25 protein-coding genes are annotated in these 25,844 nt (G+C 63.6%); 7 read left to right on the top strand and 18 right to left on the bottom strand.

The window, feature by feature from the left end; genetic code table 11:
- Nucleotides 1-653: 653 nt before the first annotated feature.
- Nucleotides 654-902: a hypothetical protein gene (locus tag ACMLHZ_RS03200; RefSeq protein WP_418666360.1), complete on the bottom strand. Its 249-nt coding sequence runs from the start codon at nucleotides 900-902 to the stop codon at nucleotides 654-656.
- Nucleotides 903-1,007: 105 nt separating this feature from the next.
- Between ACMLHZ_RS03200 and ACMLHZ_RS03195 the strand changes: the two genes are divergently transcribed.
- Nucleotides 1,008-1,181 (top strand): toxin-antitoxin system protein, encoded by a 174-nt coding sequence (locus tag ACMLHZ_RS03195; protein ID WP_418666359.1) that lies wholly within the window; start codon nucleotides 1,008-1,010, stop codon nucleotides 1,179-1,181.
- Nucleotides 1,182-1,271: 90 nt separating this feature from the next.
- Here the strand turns inward: ACMLHZ_RS03195 and aspS are convergent, their stop codons facing one another.
- From aspS to ACMLHZ_RS03175, 4 genes are all read right to left on the bottom strand, one after another.
- Nucleotides 1,272-3,056, bottom strand: a complete 1,785-nt coding sequence (aspS, locus tag ACMLHZ_RS03190; RefSeq protein ID WP_418666358.1) for an aspartate--tRNA ligase — start codon at nucleotides 3,054-3,056, stop codon at nucleotides 1,272-1,274.
- 176 nt (nucleotides 3,057-3,232) lie between these two features.
- Complete coding sequence (locus ACMLHZ_RS03185) at nucleotides 3,233-3,565, bottom strand: DUF4234 domain-containing protein (protein ID WP_418666357.1); 333 nt, start codon at nucleotides 3,563-3,565, stop codon at nucleotides 3,233-3,235.
- A 62-nt stretch (nucleotides 3,566-3,627) separates the two neighbouring features.
- Entirely contained in the window at nucleotides 3,628-4,008 is a 381-nt protein-coding gene (locus tag ACMLHZ_RS03180; protein WP_418666356.1) for a DUF2752 domain-containing protein, read from the bottom strand.
- Between the two features lie 125 nt (nucleotides 4,009-4,133).
- Nucleotides 4,134-4,706: a hypothetical protein gene (locus ACMLHZ_RS03175; RefSeq protein WP_418666355.1), complete on the bottom strand. Its 573-nt coding sequence runs from the start codon at nucleotides 4,704-4,706 to the stop codon at nucleotides 4,134-4,136.
- 150 nt (nucleotides 4,707-4,856) lie between these two features.
- On the opposite strand from ACMLHZ_RS03175, the gene ACMLHZ_RS03170 reads away from it, so the two are divergent.
- On the top strand, nucleotides 4,857-5,582 hold the full coding sequence (locus ACMLHZ_RS03170) for an AzlC family ABC transporter permease (RefSeq protein ID WP_418666354.1): 726 nt from the start codon (nucleotides 4,857-4,859) through the stop codon (nucleotides 5,580-5,582).
- Nucleotides 5,579-5,908: a branched-chain amino acid transporter permease gene (locus tag ACMLHZ_RS03165; RefSeq protein ID WP_418666353.1), complete on the top strand. Its 330-nt coding sequence runs from the start codon at nucleotides 5,579-5,581 to the stop codon at nucleotides 5,906-5,908. Before ACMLHZ_RS03170 ends, ACMLHZ_RS03165 begins: the two co-directional genes overlap by 4 nt.
- A gap of 99 nt (nucleotides 5,909-6,007) precedes the next feature.
- On the opposite strand, the gene ACMLHZ_RS03160 is transcribed toward ACMLHZ_RS03165, so the two are convergent.
- The 12 genes from ACMLHZ_RS03160 to ACMLHZ_RS03105 form a co-directional block, all read right to left on the bottom strand.
- Complete coding sequence (locus tag ACMLHZ_RS03160; protein WP_418666352.1) at nucleotides 6,008-7,948, bottom strand: NAD(+) synthase; 1,941 nt, start codon at nucleotides 7,946-7,948, stop codon at nucleotides 6,008-6,010.
- A 178-nt stretch (nucleotides 7,949-8,126) separates the two neighbouring features.
- Nucleotides 8,127-8,531 carry a methylglyoxal synthase gene (locus ACMLHZ_RS03155; RefSeq protein WP_177562885.1) on the bottom strand — a complete coding sequence of 135 codons (405 nt, stop codon included), beginning with the start codon at nucleotides 8,529-8,531 and terminating at the stop codon, nucleotides 8,127-8,129.
- A gap of 59 nt (nucleotides 8,532-8,590) precedes the next feature.
- On the bottom strand, nucleotides 8,591-9,325 hold the full coding sequence (locus ACMLHZ_RS03150) for an AAA family ATPase (protein WP_418666351.1): 735 nt from the start codon (nucleotides 9,323-9,325) through the stop codon (nucleotides 8,591-8,593).
- Nucleotides 9,326-9,513: 188 nt separating this feature from the next.
- Nucleotides 9,514-11,601, bottom strand: coding sequence for a peptidoglycan D,D-transpeptidase FtsI family protein (locus tag ACMLHZ_RS03145; RefSeq protein WP_418666350.1), 2,088 nt, complete (start codon nucleotides 11,599-11,601; stop codon nucleotides 9,514-9,516).
- Between the two features lie 3 nt (nucleotides 11,602-11,604).
- Nucleotides 11,605-12,129 carry a rod shape-determining protein MreD gene (gene mreD, locus ACMLHZ_RS03140; protein ID WP_418666349.1) on the bottom strand — a complete coding sequence of 175 codons (525 nt, stop codon included), beginning with the start codon at nucleotides 12,127-12,129 and terminating at the stop codon, nucleotides 11,605-11,607.
- Nucleotides 12,130-12,145: 16 nt separating this feature from the next.
- The gene (gene mreC, locus ACMLHZ_RS03135; protein WP_418666348.1) at nucleotides 12,146-12,982 is read right to left on the bottom strand and encodes a rod shape-determining protein MreC; all 837 of its coding nucleotides are present in this window, start codon (nucleotides 12,980-12,982) and stop codon (nucleotides 12,146-12,148) included.
- A gap of 159 nt (nucleotides 12,983-13,141) precedes the next feature.
- Nucleotides 13,142-14,158: a rod shape-determining protein gene (locus ACMLHZ_RS03130; protein WP_177562882.1), complete on the bottom strand. Its 1,017-nt coding sequence runs from the start codon at nucleotides 14,156-14,158 to the stop codon at nucleotides 13,142-13,144.
- Between the two features lie 119 nt (nucleotides 14,159-14,277).
- On the bottom strand, nucleotides 14,278-14,832 hold the full coding sequence (locus ACMLHZ_RS03125) for a Maf family protein (protein ID WP_418666347.1): 555 nt from the start codon (nucleotides 14,830-14,832) through the stop codon (nucleotides 14,278-14,280).
- Between the two features lie 56 nt (nucleotides 14,833-14,888).
- Nucleotides 14,889-15,134, bottom strand: coding sequence for a DUF4321 domain-containing protein (locus ACMLHZ_RS03120; protein WP_418666346.1), 246 nt, complete (start codon nucleotides 15,132-15,134; stop codon nucleotides 14,889-14,891).
- Nucleotides 15,135-15,178: 44 nt separating this feature from the next.
- Nucleotides 15,179-15,619, bottom strand: coding sequence for a dUTP diphosphatase (gene dut / locus ACMLHZ_RS03115; RefSeq protein ID WP_418666345.1), 441 nt, complete (start codon nucleotides 15,617-15,619; stop codon nucleotides 15,179-15,181).
- A 28-nt stretch (nucleotides 15,620-15,647) separates the two neighbouring features.
- On the bottom strand, nucleotides 15,648-17,690 hold the full coding sequence (locus ACMLHZ_RS03110; RefSeq protein ID WP_418666344.1) for a DUF3656 domain-containing U32 family peptidase: 2,043 nt from the start codon (nucleotides 17,688-17,690) through the stop codon (nucleotides 15,648-15,650).
- A complete protein-coding gene (locus tag ACMLHZ_RS03105) occupies nucleotides 17,687-18,031 on the bottom strand; it encodes a cell division protein ZapA (RefSeq protein ID WP_177562877.1) in 345 nt (114 codons plus the stop codon). Before ACMLHZ_RS03105 ends, ACMLHZ_RS03110 begins: the two co-directional genes overlap by 4 nt.
- Nucleotides 18,032-18,351: 320 nt before the next feature.
- Here ACMLHZ_RS03105 and ACMLHZ_RS03100 point away from each other — a divergent pair, with 320 nt between their 5' ends.
- On the top strand, nucleotides 18,352-20,757 hold the full coding sequence (locus tag ACMLHZ_RS03100) for a glycogen/starch/alpha-glucan phosphorylase (protein ID WP_418666343.1): 2,406 nt from the start codon (nucleotides 18,352-18,354) through the stop codon (nucleotides 20,755-20,757).
- A gap of 91 nt (nucleotides 20,758-20,848) precedes the next feature.
- Complete coding sequence (locus ACMLHZ_RS03095; RefSeq protein WP_418666342.1) at nucleotides 20,849-22,660, top strand: glycoside hydrolase family 13 protein; 1,812 nt, start codon at nucleotides 20,849-20,851, stop codon at nucleotides 22,658-22,660.
- Nucleotides 22,661-22,739: 79 nt separating this feature from the next.
- Here the strand turns inward: ACMLHZ_RS03095 and ACMLHZ_RS03090 are convergent, their stop codons facing one another.
- Nucleotides 22,740-23,333: a hypothetical protein gene (locus ACMLHZ_RS03090; RefSeq protein ID WP_418666341.1), complete on the bottom strand. Its 594-nt coding sequence runs from the start codon at nucleotides 23,331-23,333 to the stop codon at nucleotides 22,740-22,742.
- Nucleotides 23,334-23,581: 248 nt separating this feature from the next.
- Here ACMLHZ_RS03090 and ACMLHZ_RS03085 point away from each other — a divergent pair, with 248 nt between their 5' ends.
- Together ACMLHZ_RS03085 and ACMLHZ_RS03080 are read left to right on the top strand one after the other, a co-directional pair.
- On the top strand, nucleotides 23,582-23,947 hold the full coding sequence (locus ACMLHZ_RS03085; protein ID WP_418666340.1) for a BlaI/MecI/CopY family transcriptional regulator: 366 nt from the start codon (nucleotides 23,582-23,584) through the stop codon (nucleotides 23,945-23,947).
- Nucleotides 23,944-25,770, top strand: a complete 1,827-nt coding sequence (locus ACMLHZ_RS03080) for a M56 family metallopeptidase (RefSeq protein WP_418666339.1) — start codon at nucleotides 23,944-23,946, stop codon at nucleotides 25,768-25,770. The genes ACMLHZ_RS03085 and ACMLHZ_RS03080 overlap by 4 nt, the downstream gene beginning before the upstream one ends.
- Nucleotides 25,771-25,844: the final 74 nt, after the last annotated feature.

The raw sequence follows: 25,844 nt of genomic DNA, 5'->3' as shown, positions 1-25,844 counted from the left end.
CCTCCTCTCTTGCTTTTAAGTATACGCATATTTTTCAAAAAGTCAACTATATTTTACTTTTATTAAATTATATATGTCTTTTCATCATGTCAAAGCAGCCAGAGAGGTTGGCTCCCTGGCCGCTTTTCCTGCTCTTTGGCCGGCGGGGGTCGGGTGGTGTGCAATTGGGCAAAGCTTTGTTTTTAAATGGCATATCACCTTATCGTTCGCTCTTTCCAGCGTGCACCGCAGCGAAAAACAGGTGTACAAAATATCTTGTACGCCGCAGGCGTATAAAGCGATTTTGAACACCTCTTTGTGCACAAGGGCACGCGGATGGGGTGCGCGCTTGCCCTTCACAAAATGCTCTTTGTGGGCACACTGCCAAAACGGATAAGCCAGACGCGGCGCGGAGGGGATGTTACCCTTGGAACGTTCGGCGTTTGTGAGCGCGGGCCCCAAAGCAGCGCACAGCGCTGGTTTGGGAAGCGAGCAATACGCTTGCCCACGGATGGGGCAAGCGCAAGCCGAGGGGCGGTTTGCAACGCAAACGCTGGGCCTTGAGCCCGGCGAGCCCGGGCGGGGCCCCGCCGCAGGTGGGGATGGGCCGGGTTACAGGGGCAATATCCCCGAAGCGCAGGAAACAAGGCCGACCAAGGCGCAGCGGAAACTAATCAGTAAAGGTTCCGCTCACGCCACTCTTGCAGCATTTCCGCTTTCCAATCCTCCAGGCCGGCCTCATCCGCAGCCTCTTCTCCGTTCATATATCTGCGCATTTCCCGGCGCACTGTTAAAAGCACTTCCTGTTCTTCGTCTTTCACCCGGACCTTCTGCATGCACTCCCCAAACTCGTCGATCTGTATTTCGGGCTGCTGGCAGGTATTTTTCTTATTGAAGATACACAGCAAATTGTAGCAAATCACTTTATCATCCCCTTTTTAGTAAATACTACTTTAGGAGATTATAAGCGATCTGTCAATATAAATGCGCCTTATATGCTATTGTACATTTGAGGGATGTGATATGTCATGAAACCAGCCAAAGAAAAGCCTTTAAAAGAGAAAGTAAGCATCACGCTGGACACGGATATCATTAAAATTTTCCAGCGCTTATCTGTGGAAGATGACCGCTCTCTTTCTTCTACTATAAACCTTGTCTTGCGCAAATACCTGCGCGAAAACAATTTGCAGGATGAAACCTGAACAGCCAAAAACCGGCGGCCCGAAAGTTCGGGCCGCCGGTTCTGTTTCATTAAATTGGTCTGTGCTCACATGCGTCCTTGCGGTGCGCTGTCATTCCGCCTCGCCGGTGCACCGGATGCGCAGCTCACCCAGCTGCTTTTCGTCCACCACGTCGGGCGCGCCGCTCATCAGCTCGCTGGCGTTCTGCACCTTGGGGAACGCGATCACATCCCGGATGGAATCCTTTTTCATCATCAGCATCACCAGCCGGTCCAGGCCATAGGCCATGCCGCCGTGGGGCGGCGCGCCGTAGCGGTAGGCGTCCATCAAAAAGCCAAAGCTCTCGCGGGCCTTTTCCTCGGTAAAGCCCAGCGCCTTGAACATGCGGCCCTGCAGCTCCGGGTCGTTGATGCGGATGGACCCGCCGCCCAGCTCCACACCGTTCAGCACAATGTCGTAGGCGTTGGCGTAGCAGGCGCCCTGGTCGCTTTCCACCTTGTCCAGGCTGTCGTCCGTGGGCATGGTGAAGGGGTGGTGCATGGCCATGTAACGGCCCTCCTCCTCGCTGTACTCAAACAGCGGGAAGCGCGTCACCCACAGGAAGTTGAATTGGTCGGGGTCGATCAGGCCGCAGCGGCGGCCCACCTCCAGGCGCACCTGGCCCAGTGCGGTGCAGGCGCGGGTGCTGTTCTCGTCGCACACCAGCAGCAGCACGTCGCCGGTCTGGGCGCCGGCGGCCGCGCGCAGGGCCGCCTTTTCGTCCCCGGTCAAAAATTTTTCAAAGCTGGAGGTTTCGCCCTCCTCGGTCAGGCGGGTGTAGGCAAGGCCCTTGGCCCCGTAGGTTTTTGCCACCTCCACCAGCTTGTCGATGGTTTTGCGGGTCAGCTGGGCGGCCAGGCCCTTGCAGTTTACAAGGCGCACGCTGCCCCCCGCCGCCGCGGCGTTTTTAAAGGGCGCGAACTCGCATCCCCGCACCGCGTCGGTCACGTCCATCAGCTCCAGGCCAAAGCGGGTGTCGGGCTTGTCCGACCCAAAGCGGGCCATGGCCTCGTCCCAGGAAAGCCGCGTGAAGGGGGTGGCCAGCTCAATGCCCAGCACTTCCTTCCACAGGGTTTTGATCAGCCCCTCGTTCATGCCGATCACGTCGTCCTCGGTAACAAAGCTCATCTCCACATCGATCTGGGTGAACTCGGGCTGGCGGTCGGCCCGCAGGTCCTCGTCGCGGAAGCACCGGGCAATCTGGAAATACCGGTCAAAGCCAGACAGCATCAGGATCTGCTTATACAGCTGGGGCGACTGGGGCAGCGCATAAAAATGCCCCGGCTGCACCCGGCTGGGCACCAGGTAATCCCGCGCGCCCTCGGGGGTGCTCTTCATCAGCATGGGGGTCTCGATCTCGCAGAAGTGGTTTTCGCAGAAATAGTTGCGCACAAGCTGGCAGATTTTGCTGCGCACCACCAGGGGCTCGTGCATGCAGGGGCGGCGCAGGTCCAGGTAGCGGTATTTCAGGCGCAGCTCGTCCTTCACCTTTACCTCGTCCCGGATTTCAAAGGGCGTGGTCTCAGCGCCCGACAGCACCCGCAGCTCGGTCACATACAGCTCCACCTCGCCGGTGGCGATCTTGTCGGTCTTGGCGTCGCGCTCGCGCAGCAGGCCTTTGGCAATGGCCACGTATTCGCTTTTCAGCGTCCCCGCCTTCCGGAACACCTCCGGTTCGGTGGAATCGTCGAACACCATCTGCAAAATCCCGGTGGTATCCCGCAGATCGGCAAAAATGATACCGCCCTTGTCGCGGCATTTGGCAATGGACCCCGCCACCACCATTTCCTGGCCCGCATCGGCCAGGCGCACTTCGCCGCAATAATGGGTGCGGCGCAGGTTGCCCATGCTTTCCATGCTATATCCTTCCTCTTTGCGTATTCGGCCCGCGGCTGCCCAAGTGCTTTGCCCCGCCGGGCAGGGGCCCTTTCCTTTTCAATAAGCTCTCATATTATAGCAACTTTCGCCCCTGAATACAAGGCGGGCGCTGAAAAAGCCGCCCTGTACAGGGCGGCTTAAAATTCTGCTGCGGATCAGGCGCCAACGGGGAACGCGTTGTTGATATCGTTCTGGATCAGGCAGTAGTTCACAATGGTAAGCCCAAACAGGCTCAGCACCAGGTACAAAACGCTGTTGTCGGCCCCGCCGTTGATGGCCATAAACGCCTTGCCCATCTTGTAGTTCCAGTAGATCCCGTAAATGCCGCAGGTGATGATGGAAAACAGGATCGCCATACCTCCGGTCACCTGCCACTCGGCCGGGTTCACCGTGCGGGCGGTCTCGGTGATGCACCAGAACCAATAGATGCCGTAAATGCCGCAGGTAACGATGGTCAGCAGAATGCACACCACAATATTTTTGTTCATGTTTCTCTCCCCCTTATGTTTGGACAAAATCCTGTATTTGTCGTAATTTTACCATATCTTTGTTATAAATGCAACACGTTCCGCAGCACTCCCCACACCAAAAACCACCCTACAAAGGCCAGCGCGGCGGCATTGGTCCAGCGCCCGTTCACCGGCTTTCGGCACAGCCAGCGCCACAGGCACCAGCCAAAAAAAGGCGCCAGCAGCGGCAGCGCAAGGGTGAGCCCCCAATTTGCCGCGGCGGCGCCCGCCCAGTCGCCCCGCAAAAGGGCGATGCAGGCGGTGGTGATCCCGCAGCCGGGGCAATAAAGGCCGGTGAGCTGGTGAAAGGGGCATTGCAGGGTAAAGCCCAGGGTTTGGGTTTCAATGTAATAGCAAAGGCCAGCCAGCGCCGCCAATGCGGCGGTGCGCAGGCGCCGCCGGTCAATCGCCGTTCCCCCCATCGCTTTACCCCCTTTTTCGCATTTTTCTCAGTATAACACACCGGCGCCCTCGGTGCAAAAAGCAGGGGCCCCGGGGGCGGTGTTCCCCCGGGGCTCTTGGCCGGGCTGTGCCCGGCGCCGTGCGTTCAGTTTGCTTTTGCGCTCAGCAGGCCCAGCTGCTCCGCGGCCTGGCGGGGGTCGGCCACCCCGTCCGCCTGCACCGCCCAGGCCGAGATGGTGATCTCGTTGGCGGCGGCCGCGGCCAGCTCCTCCCCCGTGGCGGTGGCGGGCACGCTGATCAGGTCGAATATACCGAACACCTGATCGGCCGGGGCGCTGGGCACCCTGCGGTACCACATATTTGCCGCGCCGGGCACCTGCTGCCAGCCCGGGTGCACGCCCGCCGCAAAACGGGTGCCATCCGAATAGCCGTACTCCACCCCGGCCGCCTGCCAGGCCGCCGGGTCGCTCTGGCTGATCTGCACGATCACATAGCACTCCTCGCTGCCCGCTTTCACGGTGACCGTGGGGTCCTTGCGCACAAAAAGCCCCGGCACAAGCTTCGCGCCCGGTTGCCACAGGGGCTCTTCCAGAAGGATCTCCAGCCGTGCCGCGGTAAACCGGTTCACCAGCGGCTGCGCCGCGGCGTACAGGTAGGCCCCCGCCCGCCCCACGGCCCAGCGGCCGGATACCGAGGGCGCTGCGTTCCATTTTTTCATAGTGCTTTTCCTGCCTTTCCGGGGCTGTGGCGTGTCTTGCGCCCGTTCCCCTATCCCATGGGTATGCGGGGGCGGCCCGGCAGGTGAAATTTCACTCTTTTAAAGGGGTGAAATCCATGCTATAATAATTGCCATATCGAGGTGATACCATTGCAAAAACGCTTTGGGCCGGCGCTGAAATACGCTTTTCGGCAATCGCTGCCGGTCATGTTCGGATATATCTTTTTGGGGGTCGCGTTCGGCATTTTGCTGCAGCAGGCAGGCTTTGGCGCGCTTTGGGCGCTGCTCATCAGCGGCTTTGTGTACGCGGGCAGCCTTCAATTCGTGCTGGTGGGCTTTCTCGCCCAGGGCGCGGCACTGCCCACGGTGGCGCTCATGAGCCTGTTTATCAACAGCCGCCATCTGTTCTACGGCCTCTCCTTTATTGATAAGTTCAAGGCCATGGGCCGCCGCAAGCCCTACATGGTTTTTTCCCTCACCGACGAAACCTATTCCGTGCTCTGCGGCATGCAGCCCCCTGCCGGCGTGAACGAGCAGGACGCCATGTTCCTGGTGGCGCTGCTGGACCAGCTTTACTGGGTGGCGGGCAGCCTGCTGGGCGCGCTGGCCGGCAACCTGCCGCTGGATTTTACCGGCATCGACTTCTCCATGACGGCCCTGTTCCTGGTGATCTTTCTGGAACAGTGGCGCGGCTCCAAAAGCCATCTGCCGGCACTGGTGGGCCTTGCCAGCGGTGTGGTGTTCCTGCTGTGGCTCGGGCCGGACGCCTTTTTGCTGCCGGCGCTGGCGGTGGCAGTGGCCGTGCTGCTGCTGGCAAAGCCGGTGGTGCTGCGCCGGGAAGCACAAAATCAAAAGGCAAAGGAGGGGGCCCAATGAACCCATCTTATCCCTGGCTGGTGGTCGCCATTGCGGCGGGGGTCACCCTGTTCACCCGCGCGTTGCCCTTTGCGGTGTTCGGCGGCAGGCGGGGCATGCCCGCGCCGGTCAAATATCTCGGCGGGGTGCTGCCCGCGGGCATCATAGCCATCCTGGTGGTATATTGCCTCAAGGGCCTGCCCGCCGCGGGCGGCGCCGAGTGCCTGTTCCAGTTTGCGGCCCTGGCGGTGGTGGCCGCGCTGCATCTGTGGCGGCACAACACCCTGCTCAGCATCTTCGGCGGCACGGCGGTGTACATGCTGCTGATCCGCCTTCCCCTGTTCTGACTCTTTTAACCCATTAAAAAAGGCCGGCCCCCGCCACATGGCGGGGGCCGGCCTTTTTGGGCTGTTTCGGGCGGCGGCGCGGCACAGCCCGCCGCCAGGTCAAAACTTTAAAAACTCCGCCGGGTCCGCGTCGCTGGGCATGCGCCAGTCTCCCCGGGGCGAAAGCGAAACCGAGCCCACCTTGGGGCCGTCCGGCAGGCAGCTGCGCTTGAACTGCTGGCTGAAAAAGCGCCGGTAAAAGGTGGTCAGGGTGGTCCTGATATAATCCGGCTCCAGCTCAGGCCAGGCAAGGCGCGCCATCTCAAAAATGCGCTCGGGGCCATAGCCGCCCCGCAGCATGTGATACAGGGCAAAATCGTGCAGGTCGTATTTGCCCAGGGTCTCCTCGGTCCGCTGCACCAGCTCTCCGTCCGCGCCCACCGGCAAAAGCTCGGGGCTGATGGGGGTGTCCAGAATGTCCAGCAGCACCGCCTGTATCCGTGGGTTCTGTTCCCCCAGGCGCTTTGCGTGCCAGCCCACCAGGGCCTTTACCAGGGTCTTTGGCACCGAGGCGTTCACCCCATACATGCTCATGTGGTCGCCGTTGTAGGTGCACCAGCCCAGGGCCAGCTCTGAAAGGTCGCCCGTGCCCACCACCAGTGCGTTCTCCTGGTTTGCCAGGTCCATCAGCAGCTGGGTGCGCTCCCGCGCCTGGGCATTCTCAAAGGTCACGTCGTACACCTCCGGGGCGTGGCCCAGGTCCCGCAGATGCTGCTCCACCGCGGCGCGGATGTCGATCTCGCGGTACTCCGCGCCCAGCAGCTCCGCCAGGGCCTGCGCGTTGCCCCGGGTGCGCTTTGTGGTGCCCACGCAGGGCATCGAAACCCCCAGAATGCCCGCCGCCGGCAGCCCCAGCTGCTCCATTGCGTCCCGGGCCGCCAGCAGCGCGAGGGTGCTGTCCAGCCCGCCCGAAACGCCGATCACCAGCCGCCGGAAGCCCGCCTTTTCCATGCGCTGCGCAAGGCCCGTGGCCTGGATGCGCGCAATCGCCGCGCACCGGGTTCGCAGGCCCTCCTCGGTGGCGGGCACAAAGGGCAGCCGTTCCAGCGGCCGCTGGGCCAGCGCCGCCTGCTGGGCCGGGCACACAAGGCTGCCCGCCAGCCGCACGGTGCGCCAGGCGGGGCCGCCCGTCTGCTCCAAAAACGAGTTGTGCAGCACCCGTTCTGCGCCGGTTTTTTCCAGGTCCACCACAGCCTGCAGCACCTGGCCCGGCTCGGGCCACAGGGTCTCGGCCAGCATGGTGCCGTTCTCGCAGATCATGCCGTGCCCCGAAAACACCAGGTCGGTGGTGCTCTCGGTGCGGCCTGCCGAGGCATAGGCATAGGCGCAGCAGCACCGGGCCGCCTGGGCGGTCACCAGCTGGCGGCGGTATTCCTCCTTGGTCACCGTTTCGTTGCTGGCCGAGGGGTTCAAAATCAGGTTCGCGCCCGCAAGGCAGGCGTAGCTGCTGGGGGGCACCGGCACCCACAGGTCCTCGCACACGTCGGTCCCGATCACCACCGTGCCCTCCCGGTCCGCCAGCAGCAGATCCTCGCCAAAGGGCACCTCCAGCAGTTTGCCCTGCGGCCCGGGCAGCAAAAGCGTATCGGCCCGCCGGGCCCCGGCCGGGGCGAACCACCGCTTTTCGTAAAATTCCGCGTAGTTGGGCAGGCAGGTCTTGGGCACCAGGGCCACCGGCTCGCCGCCGTACAGGTACGCCGCGCAGTTGAACAAACGCCCGTGCGCCCGCACGGGCACCCCCACCGCCACAAGGCCCGCAAAGCCCAGCTCTGCGGCGCCCTGCGCCAGCCGCAGCGTTTCGCGCCAGGCGGCGTCGATCAGCGCGGTCTGGTGGAACAGGTCCCCGCAGGTATACCCCGTCACCGCCAGCTCCGGCAGCAGCAGCACCTGGGCGTCCAGGCAGCCGCGCAGGAGGCGCAGCATCTCGTCCACATTCTTTTCGGGCGCGGCAATGTGCACCCTGGGTGCGGCCAGCGCCACCCGGACCAATTGTTGCTTCATATCCTTCTTCCCCTCCCGGGCCCCGCGCCTGCGGCGGCCCAACGCACCGTGTCCTTATCAGTATGCATGCCCCGGGCCCGCGGCATGCATCGCCGCAGGCGCCTGCCAGCAAAAAGCCCCCCTTGCGGCCGCTCGCGCAGGCACAAAAGGGGGGATGCTTTTAACCTCTGCGGCCCGGTCAATTCTGCGGGTTCACAATGTTGCGCCATTCCAGATCGCCCCGCTCCAGGCCGTGGATCAGCACCTCGGCGGTGGCAATGTTGGTGGCGATGGGGATGTTGCGCACGTCGCACAGCCGCAGCAGATTCATCTCGTTGGGCTCGTGGGGCTTGGCGCTTATGGGGTCGCGGAAAAACAGCAGCAGATCGATCTCGTTGCAGGCAATGCGGGCCGCGATCTGCTGGTCGCCCCCGTGCACGCCGGACAAAAAGCACTGGATGGGCAGGCCCGTGGCCTCGCTCACCAGCTTGCCGGTGGTCCCGGTGGCAATCAGTGTGTGCTGGTTCAACACCCCGCAATACGCAATACAGAACTGCACCATCAATTCCTTCTTTGCGTCATGGGCGATCAAAGCAATGTTCATTTTAACGAAAAGCCCCCTCTGTACAAAAATAAAACAGACATTCTGTGTGTTCGGTCGGTTTACCAGCGCACCGCCAGGGCAAGCTGCTCGCCCAGCAGGCGGCGGGCCAGGTTATCCAGCGCTTTGAACGCCAGGCACCCGGCGGGCAGCGCCATGCCCTGGGCCGCGCTGTGCTGTATCTCGGCGCTCTCGGGAATCACGGCGATCAGCTGGGCCGCCACCGTGTCAATGCACTCGTCCAGATCGCGCACGGCGCCCCCAAAGCTGGCCGGGCCCACCCGGTTTACCACCAGGCGCACGTTTTTGCAGCCGCCGTTCACCAGCTCGTCGGCGGCAATGCGGCCGTCGCGCAGGGTCACGGGGTCGGGCGTAAGCACCAGCAGCGCCATATCGCTCACCGTGCGGGCCGCCTGGAACGGCGCGCCCAGCCCGGCGGCGGTATCCACCAGGATAAAATCAAAATACGGGGCCATCCTGCCGATCAGGCGGCGCAGCGCCTCGGGCCGCACCTCGCCCCCCTCGTAAGGGGCGCTGATCACCGAGAGCCCTTTGTACACCGGGCTCTCCACCACGGCCTTATCCCCCTCGCACCGGCCCGAGAGCACGTCCGAGATGTCGTACACCGTCTTGCCGTATACGCCCGAGATAATGTCCACACTGCGCAGGCCGGAATCCAGCTCAATGAGCAGCACCTTTTTGCCCGCGGCGGCAAGCCTGCCGCCCAGCAGCACCGAAACGGTGCTCTTGCCCGTGCCGCCCTTCCCCGAGGCGACCATCAGGATCCTTGCGCTCAAAACTCTTCTTCCTCCTGCGGCTGGAATGCCATATAACAACACGGTGGGGAGTGGCATACACTCCCCCCGTGCTATCATAATATCACAAGCAAAACCATAAGGCAAGGCATATTTTGTGTAGAAAGGCCAAAAATTGCGCGTTCGCTGTGCATTTGGGTGTTTTTTCCTTGCTTGGAAATAACGTCCTGTCAAGGCAGCAGCACGCCCTCCTGGGCCGCCTGCAAACCGCCCGTCTTTTCAAAGTAATAGGCGTTGAAGATATCCTTCACCAGCGGCAGCAGGTTCGCGCCGCCGCCGCCGTACTCAATGATCGCGCCAATGGCGATCTGCGGGTCCTCCACCGGGCCGTAAGCAATGGCGGCGCTGTTCAGGTAGTGGTAGCCCCGCACCGGGTCGTATACCTCGGCGCGCTGCGGGCTGCCGGTCTTGGCCGCCAGGGTCAGCGGGTAATCCCGCAGGGCCGAATAGCTCCTTGCGGCCATCACCATGCCCTGCTCCACCGCGTCAAACATGCCGGTGCTGTCCTCGATCCGGCTTTCCACCACCGGCTCAAAGCTCTCCAGCATCTCGCCGGTGTTGGTGTCCTGATAACCGGCGATCAAATGGGTCTGGTAGCGCACGCCCTTGTTTGCCAGCGTGCCCGCATAGGTGGCCAGCTGCACCGGGGTCACCGCCGCGTTGCCCTGGCCAATGGCCGCCATCAGCTCCAGGCCCTTGGTGAAGTTCTGATCCTCGGTGCTGGTCAGGCGGCCGGCGGCCTCGGGCAGCTCCACGCCGGTAAGGGTGGCAAGGCCCATCTGCCGGGCGGTCTCGTCCATGGTGTCTACGCCCAGGCGGCGGCCCAAATCGTAAAAATAGGTGTTGCAGCTGTACATCAGCGCGTCGTACAGGTTCAGGCTTGCGCCGCCCCGGTGGCCGATGCCCTCGCACCGGGGGCCGTTGCTGGTCACGTAAAAATTATAGGAGGCCTGGGCCCCGCCGCAGCGCACGGGTTTATCCTCGGGGGTAATCAGACCGTTCACCAGGCCCGAGATCGCCACCACCGGCTTAAAGGTCGAGCCCGGCTCATAAAGGCCCTGCAGCGCCCGGTTGATCAGCGGCAGGTTCGGGTCCTGGCTGTACTGGGTGTAGTGGGTGCTGTACAGGTTCAGATCGTAGCTGGGGTAATTGGCCATGGCCAAAATGCCCCCGGTCTTCACGTCAATCACCACCACCGCGCCGCTGGTGGCCTCCTTGCCCTTATGTTCCTCGGCGGTGGCCTGCAGGTTTTTGATCAGCGCTTCCAGCGCCTCGTTGCAGGTATTCTGTAAATCCTTGTTTACCGTTGTAACCACCGTGTCGCCCGGCTGGGGCGCCTTGATCACCGAGCTGGAAACGATCACGCCGTTTTTGTCGCGGCTCACCTGCTTTGTGCCGTCCACCCCGCGCAGGCGGCTCTCGCACGCCTTTTCCAGGCCGCTGCGGCCGATCAGGTCGTTCATCTTGTAGCCCGCGTCCCGCAGGGGGTAGCTCACGCTGCCGTCCTCGCCCACCACGCGCCAGTCCTCGGCAAAGATCTGCCCCAGATCCCCCAGCAGGTGCGGGGCAATGGTGCCGTCCTCGTATACCCGGTAGCTGGTCTCGGTGATGTCGGCCCCGCGCGAGGTCAGCCCCCGCTCCTTCACCACGGCCACCGTGCGGTCGCTCACGTCCTTGGCCAGCACAAAGTTGTTGCTCTCGCTGAATTCCTCCAGCTCCATCTGGTAGCGCACGCCCCCCAAAATGCGCTGCCACCCGGGCTCGCATTCCTCCAGCGCGTAGCGCTTCACCATCGCGGCCATCACCTGGTCGGCGGTGGCGTACTGCTGCAGGCCCAGGTTCTTTTTCAGGTTTTCCAGCCGCTTGTGCGCCGCCGCGTCTTCCCCGTCCGTAAAGCTGTAGCCGCCGTTTTCCGGCGCGCTGATGGGCACGGTGTCGTTCCAGCTGTCGCCGCTGGCCTGCAATATTTCAATGAGCTCCCGCAGCATGTCGTTCACTCCGCCCGTGAGCATGAGCTTGTTCAGTGCCAGGTTATAGCCCGAGGCGTTGGTGGCAAGGCTGCGCCCGTACTGATCCACAATGTCGCCCCGGGCGGCGGTGATGCGGAACTTGTAATTGGTCACCGCCTGCGCCTGGGCCAGCAGGTCTTCGCCCTGCACCAGCTGAAACTGCACCAGGCGCAGCACAAAGCCCACCAGCACCAGAACGGTGATGACGATCAGGCCGCCCACGCGGCGGAACACACTTTTTTGATCCATGGGCTAGTCCTCCGGGTTCATGCGGCGCCACACCCCGCGCACCGCCGCCAGCGCCAGGGGCGAAAGGGCCGCGGTAAACACGGTCATGGGCAGCACCACGCCAAAATACCGCTGCGCGGCGCCCGCATAGCCGGGCATCAGGTAATAGAACAAAAAATCCACGCCGGTGATCAGCAGGCAGGCGCAGCCGCTCACCAAAATAAAGTTCATGGCGTTGGTGCGCAGGTACAGCTGCACCAGAATGGCGGCCGCAAAGCACACCGCCATCAGCCCCAGGGCCAGCAGCCCGGCCACCCGGCCGGCGGCATAATCCCACAAAAGGCCGCCCACCGCGCCGAAAAAGGCCCCGGCGTACTCGCCCTCATACACTGCCACCGCCAGGCACACCGGCAAAATAAAGATCGGCCGCACCTGCCCAATGGTCAAAAAGCCGGGCGTGGTCTGGCCGGTCAGGGCCACCAGCAGGATCACAAGGTACAGGGTCCACTTGGCCGTCAGGCGTAAATTCCGCTTTGTGCGCGAGGTCACGGGCCCAGTCCCCCTTTCAGCTCTGGTAATCGGTGATCACAAACACATGCTTGATGCTGTTCACATTCGCCCCCGGCTCAATCACCGCAATGGCGGATTTGCCGCTCTCCTCGGGCACCAGCTCCGCCACGGTCCCCACCCGGATGTTTGGGGGGAATTCCCCCCCCAGGCCGGTGGTGATGATCTCGTCGCCCACCACGGCCAGCGTATCCCGCGAGAGGTTTTCCAGCACGCACCGGCCCGCGGCCGCATAGGCCGCGTCGCCGTTCAGGTTGCCGCTGTCGCGGGTGCGGCTCACCAGGCACGCCACATACGAGCCCGGCTGCAAAATGGTCATCACCTTGCTGGATACCGGGCCCGCGTCCAGCACCCGGCCCACCAGGTAGCCATCGTCGCTGATCACCACGTCCCCGGTTTCCACCCCGTTCACGGTGCCCTGGTCAATGGTAAAGCCCCCGAACTGCTCCAGCGGGTCGCGGCCGATCACATTGGCCGAGGCATAAACGAACTGGGGGTTGTCGGCCTCGATCTTGTGCAGATCCTGGAAGGCCTGGTTCTCGGTCTTAACGCGGTCGTAATCCACCATCTGCTCCCGCAGCTGGCGGTTTTCCTCGGTCAGGCGCTCGTTCTCGGCAATGATCTCGTCGATCCGGGCGTATTTGTCCATCAGCCCGTCAATGCCGCCGCCCAGCAGCTGCGCCGCCTTTTGAAAGGGCATTGCAACGGCGCTCAATATCTCCTGCGGCGCGCTGGTGAGCCGCCCGTTGGCGCCGGCCCAGGCCATCATGCCGGCCAGCAGCACCGCCACCGCCACCATGATCTTGAATTTTTTGGTGTAAAAAAAGTCTTTCACTGCCCTGCGCTCACCTCGCTTGCAAACGTTGTGGTCCTGCGGCGAAAAAAGCGCGGGCGGCGAAGCTGCCGCCCGCGCCGGGGTAACGGGAACGGGGCCCGGGCGCGCCGCGCGCCGCCCTCACGGCAGCCGGCGCAGCCGCTCCTCCCCCGCTGCTTTTCAGAAATGCGACGAATCGTCGTCCAGCACGTCGCCCAAAAGGTCCAGGTGATCCAGCACCGACCCGGTGCCGATGGCCACGCAGTCCAGCGGGCTTTCGGCCACATGCACGTCAATGCCGGTCTCCCGCTGCACCAGCTGGTTCAGCCCGCGCAGCAGCGCGCCGCCGCCGGTCAGCATAATGCCATGGTCAATGATGTCGGCCGAGAGCTCCGGCGGGGTGCGTTCCAGGGTTTCCTTAATGGCGTCCACGATCTTTTGCAGGCTCTCGTCCAGCGCCTCGCGCACCTCTTCCGAGTGGATGGTGATGTTCTTGGGCAGGCCGTCCACCAGGTTGCGGCCCTTGATCTCCATGCTGGTCTCCTGATCCAGCTCGTAGGCCGAGCCGATCTCGATCTTGATCTGCTCCGCGGTGCGCTCGCCGATCAGCAGGTTGTACTTGCGCTTGATGTAAGCGATGATGCTCTGGTCGAACTCGTCGCCGCCCACCCGCACGCTGCGGCTGGCCACAATGCCCCCCAGGCTGATCACCGCCACCTCGCTGGTGCCGCCGCCAATGTCCACCACCATGCTGCCCGAGGGCTCACTGATGGGAAGCCCGGCCCCAATGGCCGCGGCCATTGGCTCCTCGATCACGCTCACCTGCCGCGCGCCCGCCTTCAGGCTGGCTTCCTTCACGGCGCGGCGCTCCACCTCGGTCACGCCGGACGGGATGCAGATGACCACCCGGGGGCGGAAGAACATGCTGTTGCCGCACACCTTCTTGATAAACCGGCTCAGCATGTTGGCGGTAATGTCAAAGTCGGCGATCACGCCGTCCTTGAGCGGGCGCACCGCCACGATGCTGCCCGGGGTGCGGCCGATCACGGCCTTGGCCTCGTGGCCCACGCTGCGCACGTCGTCGGTCTTTGTATCCACGGCCACCACGCTGGGCTCCCGCATAATGATCCCCTTGCCCCGCAGGTAGACCAGCGTATTGGCGGTGCCCAGGTCGATCCCGATGTCTTTGCTGAACATATCCGATTCTCTCCTTTTATCCACTCTCTATATTCAATTGGCGTTTTGGCAAAATTATACCCTATTATTATAACCGCGCCGCACGGGTTTCTCAACGGCCCCGCGCTATTTTTCTCAATTTATTCAAAATTTTTCAGCATTCGCGCCACCCGCGAGACCGGCAGGCCCATCACATTGTAGTAACAGCCCTCGATCTCTTCGCAAAACAGGGCCGCGCGGCCCTGGATGCCGTAACCGCCCGCCTTGTCGTAGGGCTCGCCGGTGTTAAGATACGCCTCCAGCTCCGCCGCCGGGATAGGATAAAACCGCACCCGCGTGCTGGCGGTCTCGCACAGCTCCCGCTCCCCCCGGCGCAGGCACACGCCGGTGTGCACCCAGTGGTCCGCGCCGGAAAGCGCGGTCAGCATGCGCCGCGCGTCCTCCTTGTCCCTTGGCTTGCCGAACACCCGGCCGCCAAATTCCACCACCGTGTCGCACCCCAGCACCGTATCGCCCGGGCGCAGGGCGGCCACCGCCCCGCACTTGCCCCGGGCCAGGGCCAGGGCCAGCTCCCGGGGGGTGGGCGCCGTGAGGGCGCTCTCGTCAAAATCGCTGGGCAGCACCGTGTACTCGGGCGTAATAAGCGCCAGCAGCTCCTTGCGCCGCGGGCTGCCGGAAGCCAGGATCAATGACATAACGAAACGCTCCTTTGGTTTATTTCAAAATCCGCCCCGCAGGGCGCGCCGCCCCTTTAAATGCGGGTGCGGCCGTACAAAAAGATCGCCAGGCTGATGGTGATGATCTGCGCCACGCTGATGCCCATGGTGCACGCCAGATCCAGGCTCACCACGCTCAGATCCAGCACCGGGTGAAAGCTGATGCTCTTGCAAAACGCCAGCCAGGCCAGCGCCGGCACCCCGGCGCACAGGCTGGCGATCATGGCTCCCAGAATAATGCCGGACAAAATAAAAAAGCAGAGAAGCAGGGTGCGTTTCATGGTACTATGTTCCCTTCCGATTTATAAGTTTTGTTGAACATCCTTCACAGCCGGCCGGTGGAGCCAAAGCCCCCCTCGCCCCGTTCCGTCCCGTCCAGTGTTTCTGCCTGCCGGAACGCCGCCTGCGCCACCGGCAGGATCATCAGCTGCGCGATCCGCTCGCCCGGCTGGATGGTATAGGTCTCGGGGCCCAGGTTCACAAGGCCCACCTGCATCTCGCCCCGGTAGTCCGAGTCCACCACCCCCACCCCATTCGAGAGGGTCAGCCCCCGCTTGATGGCAAGGCCGCTGCGGGCGCACACCAGTGCCACGTATTCCGGCCCCGGCAGCTGAATGGCAACGCCCGTGGGCACCATGGCCCGGCTCATGGGCGCAAGGTCCAGGGGCTCGTCCAGCACCGCGCACAGGTCCGCCGCGGCCGAGCCGGGGGTTGCGTAGGCCGGGGCCTTGGCGCCCGGCCGGGTCAGTTTGAATTTCACCTGCATCTTGTGTTTCCTTTCTCTCGCCGCCCGCTCAGGGGGCGGGCTTGTAATAAAGGCCCCGGGTAAATTCGCCCGGCCAGGGGGCGCGGGCTGCCAGCAGCTCCAGCGCTTTCGCAGCCTCGGCCCTGGTTTCCAGCGTGAACAGGGCAAGGCCCGCATCCGCGGGCACCTCGCCCAGCCGCTCGCCCATGTAAAGGGGCACCGGGTTGTAGATCTGGCGCACCCCGCCGCCGCACCGCACCGGGAACTTGCGGCGCTTGCGGTCGGTCAGAACGCCCTGTTTTTCGCATCGGGTGCAGTCGGTCACATTGTGCAGCGGGCAGGCCCGGGTCATCATCAGGGGCATATGGCCGTACACCAGCGCCCAGGTGGGAATGCCCGGCTCCAGCGCCTCCATCTCGGCAAGGGGCAGCTCGGGCAGCACGGTCAGCGCTTTCAGGCCCAGCCTGCGGTATTCCTCGGCGGCCAGGGGGTTTGTGATGTTCAGCCCAAAGCCGCCGTAGAGCGGCAGGCCCTTCGCCAGCTCAAAGTGCGCAAGGTTCTGGGCAAGGTAGCCCTGAAAGCCCAGTCCGCGGGTGGCCCCGATCTGCTTTTGCACCGCCGCCTCCATAGCGCCGAACTCCGCGCGGGGCAATTCCAGCACCGCCTTTTGCCGCAGCGCGGCGGGCACCCTTTCCGCCTCGGCAATGGGCAGGATGAACCCCTCCAGCCGCGGCAGCCACTCGGCGGGGGCCTGCTCCCAGGCTTCAAACCGCGCCCACAGCGGCAGCCCCGCCCGGCACGGGTGGTGCGCGGCGGCCGGCAGCCTTGGCGCGGCGCAGGTCAGCGGCCGGGGCGCCTCGCGCTTTTGCAGCAGCTTTTCCAGCGCGGCACGGCGCAGCTCGTTCCACACGGCCCCCGGCAGGTAGCCCGGCTCGCCCTCCACCCGGATCTCAGCGGCATAAAAAGGGGTGCCGCCGGTCTTTTCCAGCGCCTTTTGAATGGCGGGGCGCTGGTCCCGCTCGGCGGGCAGGGGCGTTTCCCCCCCGTATACAATGGCAATGTTGCCCGCCTCGTCCCGCGCGGTCAGCTTGACCCCCTCGGCCTCGCACACCGCCGTAAAATGCACCGGCACCGCCTGGCGCTCGCGCCGGTACAGCCCGCGCACCGCGGGCAGGGCCGCACGGCTGGCCGCCGTGTCCTCCGGCGTGCGCACCCCAAACATGCTGCCGTCCATTCGCCCGGCCAGATATCCGTTTGTAAAGCCCGAGCGGGAGAACACATCCTGCAGCAGCGCCTCGTCCCAGGGGCGGCCCGCCAGGCTCTCGCCGCAGGCGTGCACCGCCGCGGCCACGTATTCGGGGCCCCGCAGCCGCCCCTCGATCTTGGCGCTGGCCACCCCCGCCCCCGCAAGCTGGGGCAGGCTCGCCACCGCGCACAGGTCCTTCAGCGACAGGTGCGCCGCCCCCGAGCCGTCGGCGGCAAAGGGCAGGCGGCAGGGCCCGGCGCAGCCGCCCCGGTTGCCGCTGCGCCCGCCCAAAAAGGCGCTCATGTAGCACTGCCCGGAAACCGACATGCACAGCGCGCCGTGCACGAACACCTCCAGCTCAATGGGGCTGTCCTGCGCAATGGCCCGCACCTCGGCAAGGCTCAGCTCCCGCGCCAGCACCACCCGCGAAAAGCCCATGGCCGCCAGCTGCCGCACGCCCGCGGGGCTGTGCACGCTCATCTGGGTCGAGCCGTGCAGCAAAAGCCCCGGCGCCATCCGGCGCGCCAGGGCCGCCGCCGCCAGGTCCTGCACAATCAGCGCGTCCGCCCCGGCCTCGGCGGCGGCGCGCACGCAGTCCGCTGCGGCGGCCAGCTCCCCGGGCCACAAGGTGGTGTTCACCGCCACATACACCTTCACGTCCCGGGCGTGGCAAAAGGCCGTCGCCCCGGCCAGCTCTTCAGGCGTAAAATTACCCGCCGTGCGGCGGGCGCTGAATTGCTTTAACCCCAGATAAACAGCATGTGCGCCGCTGAAAACAGCGGCGCGCAAAGCCTCCCCGTCCCCCGCGGGGGCCAGGATCTCCATTTTCTTCGGGCCTGCCGTCATGCGCGGCTCCCCCGCAGGCGCTGCACCTCGCGCTGCAGCCGGTCCACCTCGCGGCGGGCCTCCTCGGCGGCCAGCTTTGCCTTCGCGGCGTCCTCCAGGTAGTCCTTGATCTGCGAGCGCATATTGTCCGCGCCCTCGGCGTTCTTTTTCAGCTCGTCCAGGTACCCCAGCGCCGTAATGATGGCGCTGGCGGCCACGCTGGCCGACGGGTTCTGGATCATCAGCTCGTTCATATCGTGGTCCAGCCGTTCGGCCAGCCCCTGCACATACTCCTCCCGGTCGGTGGTGGAAACAATGTAACTGGACCCGCATACGGTCAGCTTTATTTTGTTGGCAGGCATGACGTTCTTCTCTCCATTTCAAAATTCTATCGGCAGAAGGCCCCCGGGGGCGCCCTCGTTACTGCTGTCTACTCCATTATAGTATAAACGGTTGATACAGAAAACCCCCATTTTTTGAAATTTCGTTGCTTTTTCTGTTGTTTGCCCCCGAACCGCTTCCCGGAAACCCGTTTTTTCCTTGAAACGTCCGGCAAAACTTGTTACAATGGTTTCGTATGTCGGCGCACGGTGCGCCCTGCCCCGCTTTTTGCGCACCCGCGGCCCCAGGGGCGGCGGGTGAAGCCGGATAAATCTTGACTTGAGAGGGAGAGAACACAGTTTTGACCAAATACACCAAAAAGGAATTTGAAAAGCTGCTCAAAGAAAAACTGAACAGCGAATACGGCATCACCCTGGAGCTGGCCTCGAACCAGCAGATCTACCGGGTGCTTGCCCTGCTCACCCGCCGCATGATGAGCGATCAGCACAAGCGCTTCCAAAGCCGGGCCTACGGCACCGGCACCAAGCAGGTCTATTACCTCTGCATGGAATTCCTCATGGGCCGCAGCCTGAAAAGCAGCCTGTTCAACCTGGGCCTTGCCGAGATCGCCTCCGCCGTTTTGGCCGACGCCGACATCAAGCTCGACAGCATCTACGAGGAAGAGCCGGACGCGGGCCTTGGGAACGGCGGCCTTGGCCGCCTGGCCGCCTGCTATCTGGACGGCATGGCCACCACTGGCATCGCGGGCACCGGCTATTCCATCCTGTACGAGTACGGCATCTTCAAACAGAAAATCGTGGACGGCTGGCAGCAGGAAAAGGCCGACAACTGGCTGCCCGGGGGCCAGGTCTGGCTCAAAAGCCACCCGGACCAGAGCATCGAGATCAAGTTCGACGGCGAGATCGAGGAAGCCTGGGAGGGCACCTTCCACCACGTCACCCACAAAAACTACAACAGCGTCATCGCCGTTCCCAGCGACATGTATGTGGCCGGGTACGACGGGCAGGGCGTGGCCAAGCTGCGCCTGTGGCAGGCCAAAGCGCCGGATTTCGACATGAAGAGCTTCAACGCCGGTGAATACGGCAGCGCCATCACCAAAAACGCCTCGGCCGAGCTCATCAGCAAGATCCTGTACCCCAACGACAACCACATGGAGGGCAAGATCCTGCGGCTGCGCCAGCAGTATTTCCTCTCCGCCGCCTCCATTGGCGACATTTGCCAGAACCACCTGGCCCAGTACGGCAGCCTCGACACCCTGCCCGAGAAGGCGGCCATCCAGCTGAACGACACCCACCCCACCCTGGCCATCCCCGAGCTCATGCGCGTTCTGCTGGACGAGTGCGGCTACGGCTGGGCCAAAGCGTTCGATATCTGCCGCCGCACCTTTGCCTACACCAACCACACCGTTATGAGCGAGGCGCTGGAAAAGTGGAATGTGGATATCTTCCGCACCACCCTTCCCCGCATCTACTCCATTCTGGAAGAGCTGGACCGCTGCTGCCGGGCCGACTTTGAAAAGGCTTTCCCCGGCGACAAGGGCAAGATCGACTACATGGCCATTTTGGGCGACAATCAGGTGCGCATGGCCAACATCTGCTGCTACGTGTGCCACTCCATCAACGGCGTGTCCAAGCTGCACAGCGAGATCATCAAGGACAGCGTCTTCCACGACTACTACCTTTACAAGCCCCAGGCCTTCAAAAACGTGACCAACGGCATCGCCTACCGGCGCTGGCTGCTGGCCTCGAATCCCCGGCTCACAAACCTTTTGTGCGAGACCATCGGCGACGGCTTCAAGCACGACGCCTCGCAGCTCGCCCGGCTGAACAAATTCAGCGCCGACAAGTCGGTGCTGCAGGCCCTCGAGCAGGTCAAGCGCGACAACAAGATCGAGTTTGCAAGCCACCTGCACCGCGTCACCGGCCAGATCATCGATCCCGGCAGCATCTTCGACTGCCAGGTCAAGCGCATGCACGAGTACAAGCGCCAGCACCTGAACGCGCTGAACATCGCCGCCCAGTACCTGTACCTGAAAGAAAACCCGAACGCCGCCTTTACCCCCAAGACCTACATCTTCGGCGCCAAGGCGGCTCCCGGCTACTACATGGCAAAACAGATGATCCGCCTGATCTGCAAGCTGGGCGAGCTGATCGACGCCGACCCCGCCGTGCGCGAAAAGCTGCAGGTGGTCTACCTCGAGGACTACAACGTCACCACCAGCGAGCGGCTCATGCCCGCCAGCGAGGTGAGCGAGCAGATCAGCCTTGCGGGCACCGAGGCCAGCGGCACCGGCAACATGAAGTTCATGCTCAACGGCGCCATCACCCTGGGCACGCTGGACGGCGCCAATGTGGAGATCGCCGACGCCGCGGGCAAGGAAAACGAGATCATCTTCGGCATGCTCACCCACGAGGTCGACGCCCTCAAGGCCATGGGCTACCATCCCAGCATGTTCGCGAACCGCGACGAAACCGCCCTGCGGGTACTCAGCTTTTTGGAAAAGGGCTGGAACGGCGAGGATTTCCACGAGATCGTGAACAACCTACGCACCAGCGACCCCTACATGGTCATGGCCGATTTTGTGGACTACCGCCGCGCCCAGGAGGACGTGCAGAAGCTCTATGCCGACCGCGAAAAGTGGAACCGCATGAGCCTTGCCAACATCGCGGGCAGCGGCGTGTTCAGCGCCGACCGCTCGGTCACCGATTACGCCAACAACATCTGGGGCACCCATCCCGTCCGCTGATCTTCAGCCTTTCTGCCCCCGGGCGGGCTTGTGCGGCCGCCCGGGGGCCTTTCCGTTCTTTCAAAGTCAATTCAGCAAGGAGCGATTTTGCTTGGACCATCTGTACAACAGCCTGGATCCCGCTTATAAAAGCCCTTTTGGCGCCGTGCGTTCCGGGCGGCGGGTGCGCTTTTCGCTCACCATCCCCAGCCGTTACGGCTTTGTGGAGCCACGGCTGGTCCTCACGCCGGACGGCGGCGCGCCCGCCGAATACCGCATGCAGTTCGAGGGCTGCGTGGAGGACGTGAACCATTTTTCCCTCTCGCTGCGCGCCCCCGCGCCCGGCCTGTACTTTTACTACTTCGACCTCTATTCCGACTTCCGCAAGCTCTACCGCGGCCCCAGGGGCGAGGCGGTGGTCAGTTGGGTGGCCGCCGACCCCTGGCAGCTCACGGTCTACGAGCCGGATTTCGAGACCCCGGCCGAATTTCAGGGCGGGGTGCTGTATCAGATCTTTCCGGACCGCTTCTGCGAGGGCGTGCCGAACAAGCCCCTGCCCTTTGCCGACCGGGTCTACCGGGAAAACAAGCACGGCGAGCCTTATTTTTGGCCCAACGAAAACGGCGGCCAGCTGAATATGGACTATTTCGGCGGCGATTTTGAGGGCATCCGGCAAAAGCTGCCCTACCTTGCCGGCCTGGGCGTCACCTGGCTTTACCTGAACCCCATCTTCGAGGCCCACGCAAACCACCGCTACAACACCGCCGATTACCTCAAGGCCGACCCGCTGCTGGGCACAAACCAGGATTTCGCGCGCCTGTGCGCCGAGGCGAAGCGCCAGGGCATCCGCATCATCCTGGACGGCGTGTTCAGCCACACCGGGTCCGACAGCGTGTATTTCAACAAGGAGGGCCGCTACGGCTGGGGCGGCGCCTACCACGACCCCCAAAGCCCCTACCGCTCCTGGTACGATTTCAGCCCCCATTACCCCTGCGGCTACCGCAGCTGGTGGGGCTTCGACACCCTGCCCGAGGTCAACGAGAACGACCCGGCCTACCGGGAGTTCATTTGCGGCAAGGGCGGCGTGATCGACACCTGGCTCTCGCTGGGGGCCAGCGGCTTCCGGCTGGACGTTGCCGACGAATTGCCCGACGACTTTATCCGCGCCATCCGCCGGGCGGTCAAGGCCCACGGCCCCGACAAATATCTTTTGGGCGAAGTGTGGGAGGACGCCACCACCAAAGAGGCCTACGGCGTGCGCCGCACCTACCTTTTGGGCAAGGGGCTCGACGGGGTGATGAACTACCCCTTCCGCAGCGCCGCCCTGGCCTTTATCAAGGGCCGCCCCGCCGAGCAGGTGGCCGAGGACCTGCTGGCCATCTGCGAGCACTATCCCCCGCCGGCGCTGCACGCGGCCATGAACTTCCTCAGCACCCACGACACCGAGCGCGCGCTCACCGCCCTCGCCGACGAGCCGTCCGAAGGCCGCGACCGTTATTGGCAGAGCGGCCGGCGGCTTCCCCGCGGCCAATACGACCAGGGCGTGCGCCTGCTGCGCCTGGCCTACGCCATGATCTTCACCCTGCCGGGCGTGCCCAGCATCTATTACGGCGACGAGGTGGCCATGCAGGGTTACCGCGACCCCTTCAACCGCGCTTATTTCGAGTGGGACTCCCCCGAATACCGGGTGCGCCCGGTGCTGCGCCGCCTGGCCCAATACCGCCGCGAGTGCGATGCCTTTAAAAATGGCTCGTTCGAGCTGGTGGCGGCGCAGGGGGGCCTTTTGCACTACCGCCGCTGCGGCCGCGCCCACACCGCCGAGGTCGTGCTCAACCGCACCCCCCGCCTGCTCACCGTGCAGGTGTTCGGCCGGCCGGCCGAGGTAGACCCCTTCGGCTTCGCCGTGTTCACAAAAAACAGCTGACCCTCTTTCGCTTTATAACAGGAACCACAGCGGCCGGGCACGCGCAATGCGTGTGCCCGGCCGCTGTGGTTTCCTGCCCTCATAACCTTTTCGCCGCCATATCCCAAAGGGCCCCCGGCAGCTTCGCCTTGATGAAATGCAGCACCGAGGCGCCCTTTTTCTGGGCGTAATACTTTTTTCGGAACGCCTCGTATTCCGTCGTCTTTCTGGAAATTTCGGCAAGCTGGCTGATCAGCCCGTTCACCGAGTCGATCTTTTTTTCGCTGTACTCTCTTTCCAGGTCGATCACAATCGTTTTCTTTTCCTTCATCCGCAGCCTGCCGTTCCGGTATTCCGCAAGGATCAAAAGCGTGCGCTCCGGCAGCACCAGCCCCTCTTTTTGAAGCTCGATGCGCGCCTCGCCGTAATCCATGGGGGAAAAGTTATGGCCGCTGGCGTTCAGCTTGAACAGGGGCTTTTCCGGGTAACAGCCCGGGTAGTAGCCCGGCAGATACAGATCCAGCAGCTTGCCCAGGCGGAAATTGTATTCCTCGATGTAATTCAGGATGTGCTTTTCACAAAATTCCTGCCGCGCGTCCGCCAGCAGGATCCCCACAGTGACCGGGATATCCGTGTGCTTTTCCTTTTCCTCCAGCACGGCCAGCATCCTGAAATAGCTTCTCACTGGGATCATTTTATCCTTCCTTTCCCCCTGCGCCAACGCCTTCAAAACAGTTTCCTGTGCACAGTATAGCATCCCGGACGCTGGCGTTCAACCCGGCTGCAGGCAAAGCTCTCTCCCGCCGCAAAGGCCGCAGCGGCGCCCCCGCCCTCCCCCAAAAAGCATTTTTGCGCCGCGGGCTTGACAGTTTTGGTCTAACCTGTTAGACTAAAAGCGGGAAAGGTCTATCGTATTAGACCAACAAGAGGGAGGCGCTTTGCATGGAACTGCATCTGGGCGACAGCGAGTATCGTTTTGCCCAGCTGGTGTGGCGGCACGAGCCGGTGGCCAGCGGCCGGCTGGTCAAACTGGCGGCCGCCGAGCTGGGCTGGAAAAAAAGCACCACCTACACCGTGCTGAAAAACCTGTGCAACAAGGGTGTGCTGCAAAACGAAAGCGCCCTTGTCACCGCCCTGGTCAAGGAAAACGAGGTGCAAAAGCAGGAGAGCGCCCAGGTGGTGGACCGGGCCTTCGGGGGCAGCCTGCCCGGCTTTGTGGCGGCCTTTCTGAACCAGAAGGGCATCAGCCCGCAGGAGGCGGACGAGATCCAGGCAATGATCGACCGGTATCGGGAGGGGCAAAAATGAACTGGTCCTCGATTTTTCGCGTTTTGGTCACCCTCACCCTTCAGGGCACCGTGGCCTTGGCGCTGGTGGCGCTGCTGAACTTTGTGCTGGGCCTGTTCAAGGCGCCCCGGCGGGTGTGCGCGCTGCTTTGGGGGGTGGTGCTGCTTCGCTTTCTCATTCCCCTCAGCTTTCCCTCCCCCCTCAGCGTGTACGCTTTAAAGCCGGTGCAGCAGTATTTCACCGGGTCGCGTGTCACCGACAGCCTGGTGGGCGAATACGAGGCCGCTGTGAGCGGCACGCCGGAATTTGAATACGCGGTGGCGGCCGGGGCGCAGCCCCGCAAGATCCCCGGGCTGGAATTTGAATATGCGGCTTTTACCCGGTGGGACGGCAAGCTCTACCCCGCCCGCACCCTGGGCGGCACCTACGCGCCCCTTTTGGTCAGGCTGTGGCTGGGCGGCACGGCTTTTTGCCTTGCGGTCGGCCTGGCCCGCTATGGGCTGCTGCGCCGCCGGGTGCGCTTTGCCTACAAAACCCAAGATGGCGTTTACACCGGCGCCTGTGTGGCCGCGCCCTTTGTGCTGGGCTTCCTGCGGCCCCGCATCTACCTGCCCGCCGGGCTCTCCGGCCCCCAGCGTGAATACATCCTGCTGCACGAGCGCACGCACCTGCGCCGCGGCGACCCCTGGTTCAAGCTGGCGTTCAGCCTGGCCGTGTGCCTGCACTGGTGGAACCCCTGGGTCTGGATGGGTTACAAATGCCTTTTGGCAGACATCGAGGCCGCCTGCGACCAGGCGGTGCTGGGCGCCTTGGGCAGCGGGGTAAAGGCGGATTACAGCCAGAGCCTGCTGCAGTTCGCGGCCGGCCCGCAGCCGGGTCTTTCCACCCCGCTCGCCTTTGGCGAGACCGCTGTCAAGGCCCGGGTAAAGCAGGTGCTGCGCTACAAAAAGCCCGGCACTGCGCCGGCGGCGCTGGCCGTGGCGTTCGCCCTGCTTGCCGCCTGCGCGGTGCTGGCGGATCCCGCCCCCGCGCCTGCTGCCGCCGGGGCGCCCCAGGCCGCCGGGGCCACCTACCGTGACCAACTTACCCACACCATCGCCCAGCTGGACGCGGCCCGCAGGGAGGCCGGCGATTCCGCCCTGGTGCCCGACAAGTTTAAAAAACAGCTGGACGCCGCCTACGAGCAGCGGGTGGCAGAGCTGACGGCCTTCGACCAGCGGCACGCGGTCTACGGCTCCCGCTCCCTGCAGCAGTTTTTCCACTTCTTTGAAGAGCAGGGCCTTTCTTCCCCCGCAGCCTCACCGCCGGCCGGGGAGGAACAGCACGCCGACGACCCGGCGCTGGTACAGCAGGCCAGGGCCGGGCACGAGCGCTGGGCCGAACAAAACGGCGTCGACCTGCAGGCCTTTGCCCCTGTCACCGACGAGCAGGCCCAGGCGGCGCTCGCCTTTCAAAGCGGGCTCTCCGCCGTCGGCCCGCTGCTGTACCCGGTTCCCAGCCACAATCACAGCTACCGGCAAACCGGCCCGGATGAAACCGGCGCCTACCCCCCTGTTCTCATCGAGGCGGCCAAGGGCACGCCCGTCTTTTCCATGACCGACGGTCTGGTGGTGCTGGCGTCCTCCTCCCCCTCACTGGGCAATTTTATCGTGGTGAACCACGGCGCCTTCTGCTGCCTGTACGCCGGTCTGTGGCAGCTCTCGGTCTCCACCGGCGGCTGGCTGGGCCAGGGGCAGCTTGTCGGCTACCTGGGCGGCGAGGGCCAGCCGATGCAGGTAAGCATTTACGAGGGCGGCGTCACCCAGGACCTGGCCTCCTTTTTCCCCGGGTGGATCGGTGAGTGATCCCTCCGCAGCCCGCACACGGTGCCCGCCTCTCTCCCGGCCTTTCGCCGGGGGAGTTTTTTCATGTTTCCTTT

The sequence above is a fragment of the Allofournierella sp. genome (assembly GCF_048388525.1).
GTDB lineage: Bacteria > Bacillota > Clostridia > Oscillospirales > Ruminococcaceae > BQOK01.
Note: the sequence above shows the minus strand (reverse complement) of the source record. Positions and strands in the feature narration are given on the sequence as shown.

What these genes read in the sequence shown, in the direction of transcription:
- ACMLHZ_RS03180 (WP_418666356.1), bottom strand. Translation starts at nt 4,008, where the DNA reads ATGGGGGGAACGGCGATTGACCGGCGGCGCCTGCGCACCGCCGCATTG.
- ACMLHZ_RS03080 (WP_418666339.1), top strand. Translation starts at nt 23,944, where the DNA reads ATGAACTGGTCCTCGATTTTTCGCGTTTTGGTCACCCTCACCCTTCAG.
- ACMLHZ_RS03110 (WP_418666344.1), bottom strand. Translation starts at nt 17,690, where the DNA reads ATGACGGCAGGCCCGAAGAAAATGGAGATCCTGGCCCCCGCGGGGGAC.
- ACMLHZ_RS03085 (WP_418666340.1), top strand. Translation starts at nt 23,582, where the DNA reads ATGGAACTGCATCTGGGCGACAGCGAGTATCGTTTTGCCCAGCTGGTG.
- ACMLHZ_RS03120 (WP_418666346.1), bottom strand. Translation starts at nt 15,134, where the DNA reads ATGAAACGCACCCTGCTTCTCTGCTTTTTTATTTTGTCCGGCATTATT.
- ACMLHZ_RS03195 (WP_418666359.1), top strand. Translation starts at nt 1,008, where the DNA reads ATGAAACCAGCCAAAGAAAAGCCTTTAAAAGAGAAAGTAAGCATCACG.
- ACMLHZ_RS03175 (WP_418666355.1), bottom strand. Translation starts at nt 4,706, where the DNA reads ATGAAAAAATGGAACGCAGCGCCCTCGGTATCCGGCCGCTGGGCCGTG.
- dut (WP_418666345.1), bottom strand. Translation starts at nt 15,619, where the DNA reads ATGCAGGTGAAATTCAAACTGACCCGGCCGGGCGCCAAGGCCCCGGCC.
- ACMLHZ_RS03145 (WP_418666350.1), bottom strand. Translation starts at nt 11,601, where the DNA reads ATGGATCAAAAAAGTGTGTTCCGCCGCGTGGGCGGCCTGATCGTCATC.
- aspS (WP_418666358.1), bottom strand. Translation starts at nt 3,056, where the DNA reads ATGGAAAGCATGGGCAACCTGCGCCGCACCCATTATTGCGGCGAAGTG.
- ACMLHZ_RS03160 (WP_418666352.1), bottom strand. Translation starts at nt 7,948, where the DNA reads ATGAAGCAACAATTGGTCCGGGTGGCGCTGGCCGCACCCAGGGTGCAC.
- ACMLHZ_RS03125 (WP_418666347.1), bottom strand. Translation starts at nt 14,832, where the DNA reads ATGTCATTGATCCTGGCTTCCGGCAGCCCGCGGCGCAAGGAGCTGCTG.
- ACMLHZ_RS03155 (WP_177562885.1), bottom strand. Translation starts at nt 8,531, where the DNA reads ATGAACATTGCTTTGATCGCCCATGACGCAAAGAAGGAATTGATGGTG.
- ACMLHZ_RS03165 (WP_418666353.1), top strand. Translation starts at nt 5,579, where the DNA reads ATGAACCCATCTTATCCCTGGCTGGTGGTCGCCATTGCGGCGGGGGTC.
- ACMLHZ_RS03130 (WP_177562882.1), bottom strand. Translation starts at nt 14,158, where the DNA reads ATGTTCAGCAAAGACATCGGGATCGACCTGGGCACCGCCAATACGCTG.
- ACMLHZ_RS03090 (WP_418666341.1), bottom strand. Translation starts at nt 23,333, where the DNA reads ATGATCCCAGTGAGAAGCTATTTCAGGATGCTGGCCGTGCTGGAGGAA.
- ACMLHZ_RS03185 (WP_418666357.1), bottom strand. Translation starts at nt 3,565, where the DNA reads ATGAACAAAAATATTGTGGTGTGCATTCTGCTGACCATCGTTACCTGC.
- ACMLHZ_RS03105 (WP_177562877.1), bottom strand. Translation starts at nt 18,031, where the DNA reads ATGCCTGCCAACAAAATAAAGCTGACCGTATGCGGGTCCAGTTACATT.